The organism is Streptomyces sp. NPDC006997 (assembly GCF_040635175.1).
Lineage (GTDB): Bacteria > Actinomycetota > Actinomycetes > Streptomycetales > Streptomycetaceae > Streptomyces.
In genome coordinates, this window is the sequence record NZ_JBEYHH010000007.1 from 217,629 (window position 1) to 231,880 (window position 14,252).

A 14,252-nucleotide genomic window follows, 5' to 3' on the forward strand; every position below is an offset into this window, starting at 1 on the left:
CATTTCGATAGCGCCAGAAGACACGCGTCGTCCCTGCTGGGTCAAGACGTGTCGGTGCCGGAGGCGATGGCAGGGAATGGCCGTCACTTGCTGCCAACGCGCGTGCGTTGACGTGGTGAGCCCGCCCTTCGTCAATGGGAGGCGAACGGTTCTGGGAATTCCCGGGACCGGGACCGCACCGGGAATCCGACAGGAATCCCGACGGGATTCCCGGCGGGAATGTCGAAGGAAGGGAGGTGAGACGCGTGAGCAAGGTCGTCTGCACCTGACCACCGTGGAGACGCGGTACGGAGCGGCCCGTGCGCCCGGCACGCCGGGCCGGACGCGCGGCCGCACCACGCCCCTGACCGCCGGTCCGTCTTACCTCATGGAGCATTCATGGCCGCCGAAGCGCCCCTCACCTTCGGACAGTTGTCCACCTGGCGTTCGATCGAGACCTTCTCCCCCGACCGGCTGATGGAGGTCAACGTCCCCGCCCTGTGGGACGTCAGCGGCCTCACCGAGGACGCCGTCGAAGGCGCCCTCCACGCCCTGACGGGCCGTCATGAGGCACTGCGGACCACCTTCCACACCGACGCGTCCGGCCGGCCCTTCCAACGGGTCCACGAGGAAGCGCCCTTCCCGCTCGCCCGGGTCGACCTGCCCCGCCTGGACGGCACCGACGCCCTGCGGGCCCTGCGGGACCTGTACGCGACGCCGTTCCCGGTCCGCGGCGACTTCGGCCGCCACGCCACGCTGCTCCGCGTCGCCGGACGGCCCGCCTGGCTGGCCGTGTCGATGTCCCACATGGTCGTCGACGTCTGGGCGGTCCGGGCCCTGGAGACCGAGCTGCGCGCCCTGGCCGGGGGCGCGCGACTCGCCCCCGCCCCCGTCCCCCGGGAGCTGGCCCTGCTCCAGCACGGGGAGAAGTGGGCCTCCCGCCGTCGGGGCGCGGACCGCTACTGGCGGAAGGTGCTGGACACCGGGCTCCCGTCCAACCTGCCACCGGCGCGGTCCGGTGGCGTCGACGAACGCCGGGTGCAGGCGACCCTCTCCTCCCACCGCCTGGCCGCCCTGGTCGCGGAGGCGTCCCGCACGCACAAGGTCTCCCCCCAGAGCCTGCTGACCGCGCTGACGGCGCTCGCCCTGGCGGACCACCTCGACCACGACCGGGTCACCCTGAGCGTGATGTGCGCCAACCGCTTCGACCCCGCGTGGCTCTCCCTGGTCAGCACCCTGAACCAGCTGGTGCCGCTGACCCTGGCCGTGGACCGCGCCACCCCGATGTCCGCCTTCGTCAAACGCGCCCACCTGGCGGCCCTGCTGGCCTACCGGCACGGCTCCTACGACGTGGACAGCGCCACCCGGCTGGCCGCCGAGGCGGCGGCGGACGGCGGCACGCTCTTCCGGCACGACTGCTGGTTCAACTACGTCACCTCCCCGGCCTCCGCAGAGGGGGAGCCGGCCGCCACACCGGCGGAGCCGGGCGTCGCCCCGGGGGAGCCGGGCGCCACTCCGGGGGGACCTGGTGGGGCTCCGCCGCTCACGGGCGACGCGCCGGTGCCCGACGCCGTGCTGGAGTGGTCGCCGCCGCCGCGGCACACCGGCCACCCGTTCTACCTCCGGGTCAACAGCGACGGGGCCCGGTACACGGAACTGACGCTGCGCGCGGACCCGGACCTGGTCCCGCCCCAGGCGGTGGTCCGCCTGCTGCGTACCGTCGTGGTCGGCGTACGGCGCCTGCTCGTCGACCCGGACACGACGCCGGGCGCGCTCGTACGCGCCGTGGCGGGCGAGCGGCTGGGCCCTGACCTCTTCCCCGCCACGCCGGACCTGTGCCCGCCCGCCGGCCCTGTCGTACGGGACCTGGTCGCCCTGCCCCGCTGACTGGGCGCGCTCAGCCGCCCCGGTAGGCGAGGACGGAGTGGGCGGAGAACGCCAGCGGCAGCGACAGCCGCGCGTCCGGCTCCACCCGCACCTCCACGGTGAGCCGCGCGATGAGGGGAACCACACCGAGCACCGCGTAGTAGGTGTCGAGATCGCACTCGATCCGGTAGAGCGCCGAACCGGACTGCGTGTCGGCCGGGGGCGGCATCACCAGCACCCCCTCCGGGTCGGTGCGCCCCCGGAGCACCTCCTGCCAGCCGTCCTCCACACGACGGCTCAGCAGGACGTCGACGTCGGCTGCCGGGACGCCGAACGACGTGTCCGTGATGCGGACGTGCACAGTCATGCGCTCACCACTTTCGGTACGGGGTGATCGTCGTCGCTCGGACGGGACACCTGCCGGAAGACTCGGTCGGGCCCCCCGCCGGGAGACTAGGGAGGGGCGCCATCGTTCCGCTGTCAGTCCGCTGTCCCGGGTGGGAACGCGACGACAGCGGACCGACACCGAGGAGGTGAGGACCCGGAAGCGGTGTGCCCCAGGATCGGTGTCGTCAAGGCGGCCGGCCCATCCGGGGCGGCGGCACCGGAACGGCCCCAAGGAGACGACACCATGACGGCTCATTCCTCCCTCCGCCGCGTCACGCTGGGCACGCTGGTCCTCCTCGTCTCCCTCGTCAGCGGCGCCGCCGTGACCACGGGCGCCGATCAGGCGGTGGTCAGCGCGCCGGGCCACACCACCGTCCGTACCGACAACACCATCTGGGACTGACCGCCCCGACCGCGGCCGCCCCCGGCACACCAGGTGCCCGGGGGCAGCGGTGTGCCGGGGGAGGGGTGGTCCGGAAGACCGTGTCTCAGTGCCCCGTCGGTCCGGCGACGGCGTTGCCCAGGGCCGGGGACGGCCCCGGCCGGTCGCCCAGCAGGAGGCCGATCTCGTCCGACAGCCGCAGACCCCCGGTGCCCACCTCCAGCTCCACCAGGATGTCCCGCGCGGCCAGCCAGTCCGCCCGGGCCGGAGCGGACTCTCCGGCCGCCGACCGCGCCCTGCCCCGCGCCACCAGGGCCTCCGCCCGCCGCAGCGGCGCCCCGATCGCCTCGAAGTCGGCCAGCGCCCGCTCCGCGTAGGCGCGTGCGGCCTGGACGTCGTCCGGCAGCGACGCCGAACTCAACGCCAGCGCGATCCTGGACTCCGCCATCCGGGCGCCGGACACCGTCGCCAGCTCCCGCGCCTCCACCAGCTGCGCCCGCGCCTTGCCCGTACAGCCCCGGCTGACCTCCACCGAGGCCAGGCCCAGGAGCGCGTAGCACTCCCCGACCCGGTCCCGTGCCGCCCGCGCGCTCGACAGCACGAACGCGTACGCCTCGGCGGCCTCCGGCAGCCGTCCCATGGCCAGGTGCAGCCCGCCCAACCGGTTGCGGACCTGCGCGGCGACCCGCCGGTTGCCGACGGCGACGCAGATGGCGTCCGCCCGGCTCAGCAGCGCGAGCGCCGCCTCCGGCTCGCCCGCGTCCAGTCGCGTCTGCGCCAGGCTGTTCAGGACGTGGGCCTCGGCGACGCGGTCGCCGGACTCCCTGAAGACGGCCAGCGCCGTCTCCCACCGGTCCTGGGCGGAGCGCAGGTCGCCGGTGAGCCGGTCCACGTACGCGAGGTTGCGCAGTGACATCGCCACCCCGGACTCGTCGCCCAGCTCCCGGTACAGCTCGCAGGCCCGGTCCAGTTGGCGCCGCCCGGGCTCCGCGGACTGCTCGAACATGTGCAGCGAGCCCAGCGAGTACCGCATCGCGGCCTCGCCGCGGGTGTTCCCCGCCTGGCAGACGGCCTCCAGAGCGACCTCGTGCGTCTCACGCCAGTCGTCGAAGTAGCAGCGGGCCTCGAAGAGCGTGACCGAGCTGAGCGCCAGGTCCCAGCTGTGGTCCACCAGCCCCGCCACGGCCGCGTGCCGCACCGCCGCGACGATCGTGGAGCGCTCCTGCTCGAACCACTCCAGCGGGTCGGACATCAGCCGCTCCACCAGCCGCTCCGGCAGCGGCCAGCGACTGGCCTCGCCGCGCTGCTTCAGGAAGTCGCCCGCGTACTCGCGCCGGTGTGCCTCCCCGGCGAGGGAGAGCAGCGCGCCCAGCCAGCGTTCGAGCGCGGCGCCCCGCTCCTGCGCGTTCTCCTCGACCAACTGCTCCTGGGCGAACGGCCGGGTGATGTCGTGGAAGCTGTACCGCACCTGGCCGCTGGGGCCCAGGGTCGCCCTGATGAGGTACGCCTCCGCGAGGATCTCCAGCGCCTCCTGCGCGCGGAGCGCGTCGACGTCCAGCAGCGGGGAACCGACCCAGAAGGGGAAGTCCGGTACGTCGAGCAGGGCGAGTCGGCGGAACAGCAGCCGGGCGTCGTCGGGCAGGCTGTCGTAGGTGAGCGACGTACTGGACCGTACCGTCATCTCGCCGTGGCTCAGCTCGTCCAGGCGGTGGGACTCGTCCGTCAGCCGGTGCACCAGGGCGGCGACCGTCCAGTGCGGCCGGGCCGCCAGCCGGGCCGCGCAGATCCGCAGGGCCAGCGGCAGCCTGCCGCACAGCCGGGCCAGCTCCGCCACGCTCTCCGGGTCGGTGACCCGCTCCGGACCGATGAACCGGGAGAGCAGTTCGACCGCTCCCTCCTCGGTCAGCGTGTCCAGCTCCAGCTGCCCGGTCGACGGCAATCCGGTCAGACGGCGCCGACTGGTCACCAGGACCGCGCAGTCGGCCGTACCGGGAAGGAGGGCGGACACCTGCTGCACGGACATGGCGTCGTCCAGCACGGTCAGGATGCGACGGCCGCTGAGCATGTTGCGGAACAGTTCGGCTCGCTCCTCCAGCGTTTTGGGCAGGCTCATGCCAACCACACCCAGTGCTCGCAGGAACCGCTCCAGGACGACGGAGGGACTCACCGCCCGGTCACCGGAGCGCAGTTCCGCGTAGAGGCAGCCGTCCGGGAACTGGGCCGCGAGACGGTGGGCGACGTACACGGCGAGCGTCGACTTGCCCGCGCCACCCGGCCCGAACACCACGCAGACCGGTACGGCGGCGTCCCAGCTGACGGCCGCGCCGGGGCCGGCGGCCGACGCGCCGCCCCGGCGCGCGGTCAGCCGTGTCACCACGGTCTCGACGGCCGACTCCCGTCCGGTGAAGTCCGGGATGGCCGCGGGCAGGAGGTTCGGGGTCCGCGACGCAGGACCGGAGGGCGGGACCGTCCAGGGGAGGGGGGCGGCGTACTGCCCCGGGGACGGCGTGCCCGCCGGGTCGCCCGCGACCTTGTCGGCGCTCGGCGCGGCGGGGGGAAGCGCGGTGGGGGCGGCGGCCACCTCGTGGGGGGCGTCGGTGCGGGAGGCGTCGGTGCGGGGGGCGTCGGCGCCGGGCGCCGGGTGCCCGCTCGGGCCGACGGGGTCGTCGCCCGACAGTAACGCCGCGTGCAGGCCGCGCAGTTCACTGCCGGGAGCGATCCCCAGTTCCTCGCGGAAGACCTTGTACGCGGTGCGGTAGGCGTCCAACGCCTCCGCCTTCCGTCCCGAGGCGTGCAGGGCACTCATCAGCAGGGCCCAGAAGCGCTCGTGCAGGGGGTGGTCGGCGACCAGACCGCGCAACTGGCCGATCACCTCGTGGTGTTCACCGGCCTCCAGGGCGCAGTCGAGGCCCTCTCCGGTCACCGACAGCCTCCGCTCGTCGAGGTGGCTCACGGCCTGACGGACCAGGGGGCTGTCGACGTCGGCCAGTGCCGGGCCCCGCCACAGCGACAGCGCCGAGCGGAACAGGTCCATGGCGCGCACCAGGTCGCCCTCGACGCGCGCCGCCCGTGCCTCGCGGGCCCGTGCCGCGAAGTCGTGCGCGTCGAAGCGGTGTCCGGTGACGCGGAGCAGGTAGCCGGGGCGGCGGGTCTCTATCAGGTCCTCGGCGCCGATCTCGTGGAGGCGACGGCGCAGCGCGGAGACGCAGAACTGGATCTGACCCCGGGCGGTGACGGGCGGTTCGTCGTCCCAGACCGCGTCGATCAGCCGTCCCATGGGCACCACGTGGCCCGCTTCGAGCAGCAGCAACGCCAGAACGGTCCGCTCACGCGTGCCCCCGAGCGGGACCGCGCGTCCGGCGGAGAAAACGTCCAAATGCCCCAGTACGTAGATGTCCAGAGATCTTTCGCCGCGCTCGCCGTCCGCCGTCATATCTGTTGATCATCCCCCGTCATGTGAAGGTTAAGTGTGTAATGCATGAGGCGATCGTCATGCTAGTCATCAGATTCAGCCAACTGTGTGGGGTGAGGGGAAAATTAAGAGCCAGCTTCTTACACCCCCTGGACCAGGAAAGTCACCCGGTCAACTACCTCCGATCACGCTCAGCGACGCGAGAAGACCGGCCGCCGCTGCCCGGCCCGACGCCCATCGGGCCTCGCGCCGGGGGTGTGTCCCCCCGGTGGGGCGACTGGTCTGCGTGAATGCGGACTCCCGGGGCGCGGGCCCTGCGGGCACTCCCGCCGGGGGTGGCCAGATAACCCTCCTGTGTGATCACTCGCGGTTACTATGCGCTGTTCATGCCAGAGGCAAGTGCCAGCGGTGCCGCGCCCTTCGCGCGTCATTCCGCCAAGGGCAGGCACTCGCTGAGCAGACCCACGACGTCACGCCAGGCGCGCTCCGCGTGCCGCGGGTGGTAGGCGACGCCGGGGACCACCGGCTGGTCGACGGGAGGGTGGTGGAAGGCGTGCACGGCGCCGCCGTAGACCACGAGGCGCCAGTCGACACCCGCGTCCTGTATCTCCGTGGCGAACGCCTCGCGCTGCGGCGGAGGCATGATCGGGTCCTCCGACCCGACCCCGGCCCACACCGGGCACCGGATGCGTGCCGCCTCACCCGGCCGACCGGTGGTGACGGCGTTGATCGTGCCGATCACCCCGAAGTCGACGCCGTCGCGGCCGAGTTCGAGCGCGATCGCACCCCCGGTGCCGTACCCGATGGCGGCGATCCGGTCCGGGTCGGTGCGCGGTTCGGCGCGCAGGACGTCGAGGGCCGCGTGGCCGATGTCCCGCATCCGCTCCGGGGCGCGGAGGAGGGGGGTGGCGCGTGCCAGCATCTCCTCGGGGTCGGTGAACCAGCGTCCGCCGTTGATGTCGAAGGCCAGGGCCACGTAGCCGAGTTCGGCCAGGGCGTCGGCGCGGCGCCGCTGGAAGTCGTTCAGTCCCGGCCCCTCGGGGCCGACCAGGACCGCGGGCCGACGGCCGCTGCCAGCCGGGAGCGCGAGGTGGCTGACCATGGTCAGGCCGTCGGCCGGATATGTGACCGTGCGGGTCGTAACCGTCGTCATGGGAACAGACGGTAATCGCCGGGACGGCGTGCCGGGCGGCTGCCACCACCGGCAGAGGAGGGCTTCGTACGCGTCTGACGTGCGGTCTTCCCGCGCGGATCGCCGTCTGCGGGTCGACCGGACGGTGGACGCATTGTACGGAGCGGTGTTGACGCAGAGTCAGGGGTGGCGTGTCTGGTGTCCACGGTCGAGCCGGTATTTCGTTCTGGCTTGATCCAGGCGCCGACTATTCCCCTGTGTCCTGAATGAGTGGACGGGTTCGCGGCCGAACCTTCTTTGCCCGGGAGAGGGGAGACATACCCCCTTGTTTTCCAGCCACTTGGGACATGATGCGTGTTATCTGCTGTCAGCGAACCGCTCGCCTATGCCCAACGGTCCGGGATGAATTACGTGTTAGCTTCACAGTGGATGAGGTGGGGGCGCACGCACCTGCCGCTACGCCTGGTGGGCGCCGGTTTGACGCACAGAGTCCCAGCCCCGCCGAAGGTGCCGCGCGCGAACAAGCAACAGAGGAGTGGAATACATGAGCAATGGGCAGTTGCCTTTCGGGGCGCAGCAGACGATGCCCTATGCCCGCGCCAACGGTGACGCCATGAGCGCGGATGCGGTCTACAACCGCCTTCTCGACGACCGGATCATCTTTCTGGGCAAGGAAGTCGACGACGAAATCGCCAACCGCATCACCGCGCAGATGCTGATGCTTTCCGCCTCGGATCCGACCCGCGACATCTACCTGTACATCCATTCGCCGGGTGGCTCGGTCACCGCGGGCATGGCCGTGTACGACACGATGCAGTACATCAAGAACGACGTCGTGACCATCGCGATGGGATTCTGCGCCTCCATGGGGCAGTTCCTCCTCACCGCCGGTACGCGGGGCAAGCGCTTCGCGCTGCCGCACACCAAGATCCTGATGCACCAGCCCTCGGCGGGCCTCGGGGGCTCGGCCTCCGACATCAAGGTCTACATGGACCAGTTGATCCGCACCAAGCAGGAGATGGCCGAACTCATCGGCTACCACTCCGGCCAGGAGACCGAGACGATCACGCGTGACTCCGACCGCGACCGCTGGTTCACCGCCCAGGAGGCCAAGGAGTACGGCCTGATCGACGACGTCCTGGCGGCGGGCGACAGCCACCCCGCCCTCGGATCGATGGCCTAGCCGCCTTCCCGACCCGGCACGTTCGGCCATCCCCAAGAAGGGCCAAGTCCAGTGAGCACGTCCATGTCCAGCCCGGCGGCGGGTCCGTCCGGTTCCGGCCGTCTGCGTCCTGAAAGCCGCTACGTGACGCCGCGCTTCGTCGAGCGCACCGCGCAGGGCACCAGGGAGTACGACCCCTACGCGAAACTCTTCGAGGAGCGTGTCATCTTCCTCGGCCACGAGCTCGACGACGTCGTGGCGAACGACATCATGGCCCAGTTACTGTGCCTGGAGTCCCAGGATCCGCAGCGGGACATCTCCATGTACATCAACTCGCCCGGCGGCGACCTCACGTCGCTCACCGCGGTGTACGACACGATGCAGTTCGTGCAGCCCGAGATCCAGACGGTGTGCCTGGGGCAGGCCGCCTCGGTGGCCGCCCTGATCCTGGCCGCGGGCACGCCGGGCAAGCGCCTGGCGCTGCCGGGGGCGCGGGTCGTCCTCAGCCAGCCGCACAGCCCCGGCAGCCAGGGCCAGGTCTCCGACCTGGTGATCCACGGCCGTGAGGTGCAGCGTCAGCGGGAGCTGGTCGAGGGGTTCCTCGCCCGCCACACCGGCCGTGACACCGCCAAGGTCCACGAGGACATCGAGCGCGACCGCGTGCTCACGGCGGACCAGGCCCTGGAGTACGGGATCGTCGACCAGGTGGTGACCCCGCGTTCGGTCGCCGGGGTCAGCTGACCCTCCCCGTCCCGAGGGGCGGCCGCACCCCCTTTCGCACACCGTGAGCCCGGTGGGAATATCCCGCCGGGCTCATTGGCGTGGCCGGAATTCAGGGGAGTTCCGGAAACCGGGCGACCTTTTTCATGCGTCGGCGACGCATTATCCGTCAGGCGAATTTGAGCCGCTGGGCATACCGTCGTCCGGTCAAGTCCTGATCATTAGGCCGCGCTGGCCAGGGACTTATTCATTGCACGGCGCATGATTCACGCCACGGACGCGGATACGAGAACCTTCAACACCTTGTGTGATCCGGGGGTTTGGTGTTCCATCTGTGGCTAGAGAAACTATCTGTGTGAGCGGTCGTGTTCGGAGTGGTCGGCCGGGGGCCGGCAACCCCGGGCCTGAGGGAAGGGAATTCCGTCGTGACCGAGGCCGAGAAATCCCGCCGCAGATCCCTCGACACCCGACTTGACCGACCGGCCCGGCAGTGGCGGGATCGAGGTGCTCGCCTCACTCAGCCCCGACTTCACCGCCGACCCGTACGTCGCCTACGCGCAACTGCGTGAGCGCGGGCCGGTGCACCAGGTAGTCACCCCCGACAGGGGCCGGGTGTGGCTCGTGGTCGGGTACGAGGCGGCGCGCGAGGCCTTCACCGCCCCGCAGCTCAGCCGGGACTGGCAGCGCGAGTGGCGGCAGAGCGGCTGGAGCCCGCCGTACGCCCTGAACATGCTCGGCAACGCCAACATGCTGATGAGCGATCCGCCCCACCACACCCGGCTGCGCAAGCTGGTCGCCCGGGAGTTCACGGCCCGGCGGGTCGAGGGGATGCGGGGCCGCGTCCAGGAGATCACCGACGGGCTGCTGGACCGCATGACGGCGGACGGCGCGCGCCGAGCCGACCTCATCGACGCCTTCGCCTCCCCGCTCCCCATGATCGTCATCTCCGAACTGCTCGGCGTCCCCAACCTGGACCGCGCCGCCTTCCACGCCTGGTCCAACGAGACCCTCGCGCCCACCAGCCCCGAGGCGGAGAAGGACGCGTACGAGCACGTCATGCCGTATCTCACCGGGCTCATCGCCGCCAAGCGCGAGAACCCCGGGGAGGACCTGCTCAGCGCCCTCGTCCACACGGTCGACGAGGGCGGCGACCGGCTCACCGAGGACGAGCTGGTCTCGCTGGCCTTCCTGCTGCTCGTCGCCGGGCACGAGACGACGGTCAACACGATCGGCAACGCGGTCCGCGCGCTCTTCGCCCACCCCGAGCAGCTGGCGGCCGTACGGGCCGACCCGGCGGGGCTGGCGACGGGGGTGGTGGAGGAGACGCTGCGCTACGACGGGCCGGTGGAGACCACCACGCCGCGCATCGCCCTGGAGGAGACCGAGATCGGCGGCGTACGGGTGCCGCGCGGTGCCATCGTGCTGATCACCATGGCCGGCGCGGACCGCGACCCGGAGCGCTTCCCCGATCCGGACCGCTTCGACATACGACGGCACGACGCCCGGGCACATCTCTCCTTCGGACACGGGATGCACTTCTGCCTGGGTGCCCCGCTCGCCCGTCTGGAGGGCGAGGTGGCGCTGAGCACGCTCCTGCGGCGCTGCCCGGACCTGACGGCGGACGGGGAACCGGGGGAGTGGCTCCCGGGGATGCTGATCCGGGGGGTGCGGGAGCTGCCGGTGCGGTGGTGACACGCCCCCCCCCCGCGGGCGGGCTGACGGGCGGGTGAGCGGTTGCGGTGTGGCGTATGTCTGTTCCGCGGTGAGCACCAACCGGCAAGAGCCGAACGTTGCGGAACCCGACTACTCCATGGCCGAGAAGCGCTCGCTCGCGATCTGCGAAGAAACATGGAGGACAAGCTGTGAAGGAATCCTCGGAGACGGCCTTAGACGAGCTGTGGAACCTGATCTACACCAGCTTCAGGTTCCCTTTCCTGCACGCCGCTCTGCGTCTTGAGCTCTTCACCCTGCTCAGGAACCGGCCGGGCTGCGGTCTCGACGAGATCACCGCCGAGCTGGGACTGCGGGAACGTGCCGGACACGTGCTGCTCCTCGGGTGCTGTGCGTTCGGCCTCGTACGCAAGGAGGGCGACGGCTACCACAACACCGCGGCCACCGACCTGCTGGCCGGCGACCAGGACGCGTTCATGCCGGTGATCGTCCGCTACACCCACGAGATGCTGTACCAGCCGATGGGCTGGCTCCACGAGTCGCTGGTGAACAACGAGAACGAGGGACTGCACCGCGAACTCCTCGCCGACACTCCCGCGACCACGCTCTACGAGCTCCTCGGCGAGGACAAGAACCTGGAGCGGGTCTTCACGGCCATGATGGAGCACCAGAGCCGCTCGGTGGTCGAGGACCTCGTCAACGCCGTGGACTTCTCCTCGTACCAGAAGGTGCTGGACGTCGGCGGAGGCACCGGGACCAACTCCATCGGCTTCGTGCAGCGCTGGCCGCACCTCCGGGCCACCATCCTCGAACTGCCCAACGTGGCGGAGATGGCCGCCGCCCGCGTCGCCGAGGCGGGCCTCTCCGAGCGCATCGACGCGGTCGGGACCGACATCTGGAAGGACGAGTTCCCCTCGTCCCACGACTGCGTCGTCTACTCCCGCTTCCTTGAGATCTGGTCGCCCGACCAGGTCCGCGACCTCTTCGCGAAGACGTACCGCGCGCTGGAGCCCGGCGGTCACATGGTGATCGTCGCGTGTGCCCAGGACGACGACGAGACCGGGCCTGCCCACGCCGCGTTCATGGCCGGGTACGTCCAGACGATCGCGTCACCCGAGGGCCGCATCTACACGGCGCGGGAGTTCGAGCAGTGGTACACCGAGGCGGGCTTCGAGCCGATGGACCGCCAGTACCCCGGCCGCTTCGACGTCATCCTGCGCGCCCGCAAGCCCGTCACCGGGTGACTCCGGTCCCCTCCAGGCCACCGCGCCCGTCCGTCCGGCGGGCGACTCCGACCGTCTGACACGGGGCGGCCCGCCCGTCAGGGCGCGGCCGGGATCACCTCAGCGGGGCCCCGCGCCACCGTACGAGGCCGCCCCATCCCACCACGCGCACGCCTCTGTGCGGCTCCGCGCGCTGCCGACGCCCGACGCGGACCGCGTCACCGTCACCCCTGTCGTCCCCCCGGTTCTCCCGTTTCCTCGGGGCCGGGGCGGGGCGGCCTGCCCTGTTCCTGTGCTCGGCGCCGCATCCAAGAAAGGGAGCTTGAGTGAACTCGCCCGACAGGCTTGCCGTCGTCACCGGCGGAACCAAGGGAATCGGTCTCGCTTTCAGCCACCGTCTGACCCGGATGGGATTCCGGGTGGTCGCCACGTACCGCAGTGACGAGGAGTCGGCGCAGCTCGCGCTGCACGAGGTGAAGAAAGGATTCTCCGTCGTACGGTCGGACGTGTCCGACCCGGGCGAGGTAGCCGACCTCGCGGAACTCGTACGGACCGAGCACGGAGTCCCGCGGATCCTGGTGAACAACGCCGGTCTCAACATCGACCGCCCGGTGCTGGAGATCTCCGACTCCGACTGGCGACGGGTGGTGGACACCAATCTGTCCGGCCCGTTCTACACGGCGCGGGCCTTCGCCCCGGCCATGCTGGAGGCCGGTGGCGGTTCCATCGTCAACATCGGCGCGACCACGGCGATCCGGCCCCGGACGAACGGCGCCAACTACTGTGCGAGCAAGGCCGGGATGCTGCATCTCACCAAGTGCCTGGCCATGGAACTCGCTCCCGGCATCCGTGTGAACTGCCTCATTCCCGGCATGATCGACACGGAGGAGATGCGTACGCGCTACCGCGTGGCCGAGCCGGAGTACCGGGAGGCGTTGCTGAGCGGAATCCCGCAGCGCCGGATAGGTGACCCCGACGAGATGGCGGACGCGCTGGAGTTCCTGGTGGGCGAGGGGGCCGCGTATATCACGGGCCAGAAACTGATCGTGGACGGCGGCCAGTTCATGTGGTGAGGCACTCGGTGTGGAGCCGGGGAAGAGCCAGCACTCCGTTGTTTTCCTAGGAGGAACACTCATGCGATCACGCCTTGACCGCTACCAGCAGTTCTTGGAGCAGGAGTACCACGCAGGGTTCACGAAGTCCGAGGAGTACGACGTCTCCGGTATCTCGCCCGACCTCCTGAAGAGACTGACAGACGGGCACTTCACGCGCATCGTCTTCAGTGGAATGGGCTGCTCGGCCATCGTGTCGGACGTGATCAGGGTGTTCTTCGACTCGATCCGCAGCGACCTCGAGATGTACGTCTTCAACGACTACGAATTCGAGTACCTCGTTCCGCGCGCGGTGATCGAGGACGAGCGCACGCTCGTCATCCTGAGTTCGTACAGCGGCTACTCCAACGAGCCGATCCGTGCCTTCCACGCGCTGCGCCCCCTGCACGACCGGGTGCTCCTGCTCACCTCGGGCGGGCGACTGGGCGAGCTGGGCGAGGAGCACGGCGTGTCCATCGCGCGCTGGACGCTGAGCAAGCCGGACCGGGAGTACCCGCTGTTCCACGTGGGCCAGTACTTCTCGATCCTGGTCGACATGTTCCTGCGGCTCGGTCTGCTCGACGAGGACCACGGCCCCGCCGTCCGTGCCCTGGCCGAGAACCTGCGGACCGACTTCACCCCCGAGCTGCGTGCCCTGGCCGCGGACGCCGCCGCCCGCAGCGAGAACGCCAACGTCATCATGCTCGGTTCGCCCAAGTGGCACGAGAGCCTGCTGAAGCTGGCCAAGATGCACTTCAACGAGATCGCCATGGTTCCGGCGACCCGCAACTTCTTCCACGAGTTCTGCCACAGCGAGGTGGCCACGCTCACCGACCCCGAGCGCAGGCACAGCGTCCTCGTCTTCTCCGACCCGGAGGAGGACGACTACACCCGGGCCAAGCGGCGGAACCTGGTGTCGCTGCTGACCGCGCCGATCCCGCAGAACGCCAACGTCACCGTCACCCAGATCGAACTCGACCAGCCGACCTTCATCCGGCAGTACTTCACCGCCCTGGAGTTCGTCCAGTACCTCACCCTCGACCTGGGCAGGGCGCGGGAGACGAAGTCCCGCAACCTCATATCCGAGGCCGCGGGAAACCCCTGGTACCACGGCAGCACCATCGCCGCGGAGAACAGCGGCTGACACGGCCGTAGGGCGTCGGCCACGGAAAGCAACAAGGCATCGGAGAAAGCAGTCGAACAGCTCAGGAAACGAAGGCAAGAGCC

General features: G+C 70.5%; 11 protein-coding genes. 8 read left to right on the forward strand and 3 right to left on the reverse strand.

The window, feature by feature from the left end:
- The first annotated feature begins 378 nt into the window (after window positions 1–378).
- On the forward strand, window positions 379–1,866 hold the full coding sequence (locus tag ABZ659_RS09740) for a condensation domain-containing protein (RefSeq protein ID WP_360215640.1): 1,488 nt from the start codon (window positions 379–381) through the stop codon (window positions 1,864–1,866).
- 10 nt (window positions 1,867–1,876) lie between these two features.
- Here ABZ659_RS09740 and ABZ659_RS09745 read toward each other — a convergent pair whose 3' ends face one another.
- Complete coding sequence (locus tag ABZ659_RS09745) at window positions 1,877–2,212, reverse strand: hydroxyisourate hydrolase (RefSeq protein ID WP_360215643.1); 336 nt, start codon at window positions 2,210–2,212, stop codon at window positions 1,877–1,879.
- Between the two features lie 264 nt (window positions 2,213–2,476).
- Here ABZ659_RS09745 and ABZ659_RS09750 point away from each other — a divergent pair, with 264 nt between their 5' ends.
- Window positions 2,477–2,635 carry a hypothetical protein gene (locus ABZ659_RS09750; RefSeq protein WP_360215646.1) on the forward strand — a complete coding sequence of 53 codons (159 nt, stop codon included), beginning with the start codon at window positions 2,477–2,479 and terminating at the stop codon, window positions 2,633–2,635.
- An 85-nt stretch (window positions 2,636–2,720) separates the two neighbouring features.
- Here the strand turns inward: ABZ659_RS09750 and ABZ659_RS09755 are convergent, their stop codons facing one another.
- Entirely contained in the window at window positions 2,721–6,047 is a 3,327-nt protein-coding gene (locus ABZ659_RS09755) for a BTAD domain-containing putative transcriptional regulator (RefSeq protein ID WP_360215649.1), read from the reverse strand.
- Between the two features lie 406 nt (window positions 6,048–6,453).
- The gene (locus tag ABZ659_RS09760) at window positions 6,454–7,179 is read right to left on the reverse strand and encodes a dienelactone hydrolase family protein (protein WP_360215652.1); all 726 of its coding nucleotides are present in this window, start codon (window positions 7,177–7,179) and stop codon (window positions 6,454–6,456) included.
- A gap of 562 nt (window positions 7,180–7,741) precedes the next feature.
- Here ABZ659_RS09760 and ABZ659_RS09765 point away from each other — a divergent pair.
- The 6 genes from ABZ659_RS09765 to ABZ659_RS09790 all read left to right on the forward strand — a co-directional run bounded on the left by ABZ659_RS09765 (window position 7,742) and on the right by ABZ659_RS09790 (window position 14,169).
- Window positions 7,742–8,341 carry an ATP-dependent Clp protease proteolytic subunit gene (locus ABZ659_RS09765; protein ID WP_360215733.1) on the forward strand — a complete coding sequence of 200 codons (600 nt, stop codon included), beginning with the start codon at window positions 7,742–7,744 and terminating at the stop codon, window positions 8,339–8,341.
- A 63-nt stretch (window positions 8,342–8,404) separates the two neighbouring features.
- Entirely contained in the window at window positions 8,405–9,061 is a 657-nt protein-coding gene (locus ABZ659_RS09770; RefSeq protein WP_360215736.1) for an ATP-dependent Clp protease proteolytic subunit, read from the forward strand.
- Between the two features lie 450 nt (window positions 9,062–9,511).
- Window positions 9,512–10,732 (forward strand): cytochrome P450, encoded by a 1,221-nt coding sequence (locus ABZ659_RS09775; protein WP_360215655.1) that lies wholly within the window; start codon window positions 9,512–9,514, stop codon window positions 10,730–10,732.
- A 170-nt stretch (window positions 10,733–10,902) separates the two neighbouring features.
- Entirely contained in the window at window positions 10,903–11,955 is a 1,053-nt protein-coding gene (locus tag ABZ659_RS09780) for a methyltransferase (RefSeq protein ID WP_360215658.1), read from the forward strand.
- Between the two features lie 305 nt (window positions 11,956–12,260).
- Entirely contained in the window at window positions 12,261–13,007 is a 747-nt protein-coding gene (locus ABZ659_RS09785) for an SDR family oxidoreductase (protein WP_360215661.1), read from the forward strand.
- A gap of 61 nt (window positions 13,008–13,068) precedes the next feature.
- A complete protein-coding gene (locus ABZ659_RS09790) occupies window positions 13,069–14,169 on the forward strand; it encodes an SIS domain-containing protein (protein ID WP_360215664.1) in 1,101 nt (366 codons plus the stop codon).
- The last annotated feature ends 83 nt before the right edge of the window (window positions 14,170–14,252 follow it).

Coding starts and splice junctions, on each gene's coding strand:
- ABZ659_RS09740 (WP_360215640.1), top strand. CDS start 379: ATGGCCGCCGAAGCGCCCCTCACCTTCGGACAGTTGTCCACCTGGCGT.
- ABZ659_RS09745 (WP_360215643.1), bottom strand. CDS start 2,212: ATGACTGTGCACGTCCGCATCACGGACACGTCGTTCGGCGTCCCGGCA.
- ABZ659_RS09750 (WP_360215646.1), top strand. CDS start 2,477: ATGACGGCTCATTCCTCCCTCCGCCGCGTCACGCTGGGCACGCTGGTC.
- ABZ659_RS09755 (WP_360215649.1), bottom strand. CDS start 6,047: ATGACGGCGGACGGCGAGCGCGGCGAAAGATCTCTGGACATCTACGTA.
- ABZ659_RS09760 (WP_360215652.1), bottom strand. CDS start 7,179: ATGACGACGGTTACGACCCGCACGGTCACATATCCGGCCGACGGCCTG.
- ABZ659_RS09765 (WP_360215733.1), top strand. CDS start 7,742: ATGCCCTATGCCCGCGCCAACGGTGACGCCATGAGCGCGGATGCGGTC.
- ABZ659_RS09770 (WP_360215736.1), top strand. CDS start 8,405: ATGTCCAGCCCGGCGGCGGGTCCGTCCGGTTCCGGCCGTCTGCGTCCT.
- ABZ659_RS09790 (WP_360215664.1), top strand. CDS start 13,069: ATGCGATCACGCCTTGACCGCTACCAGCAGTTCTTGGAGCAGGAGTAC.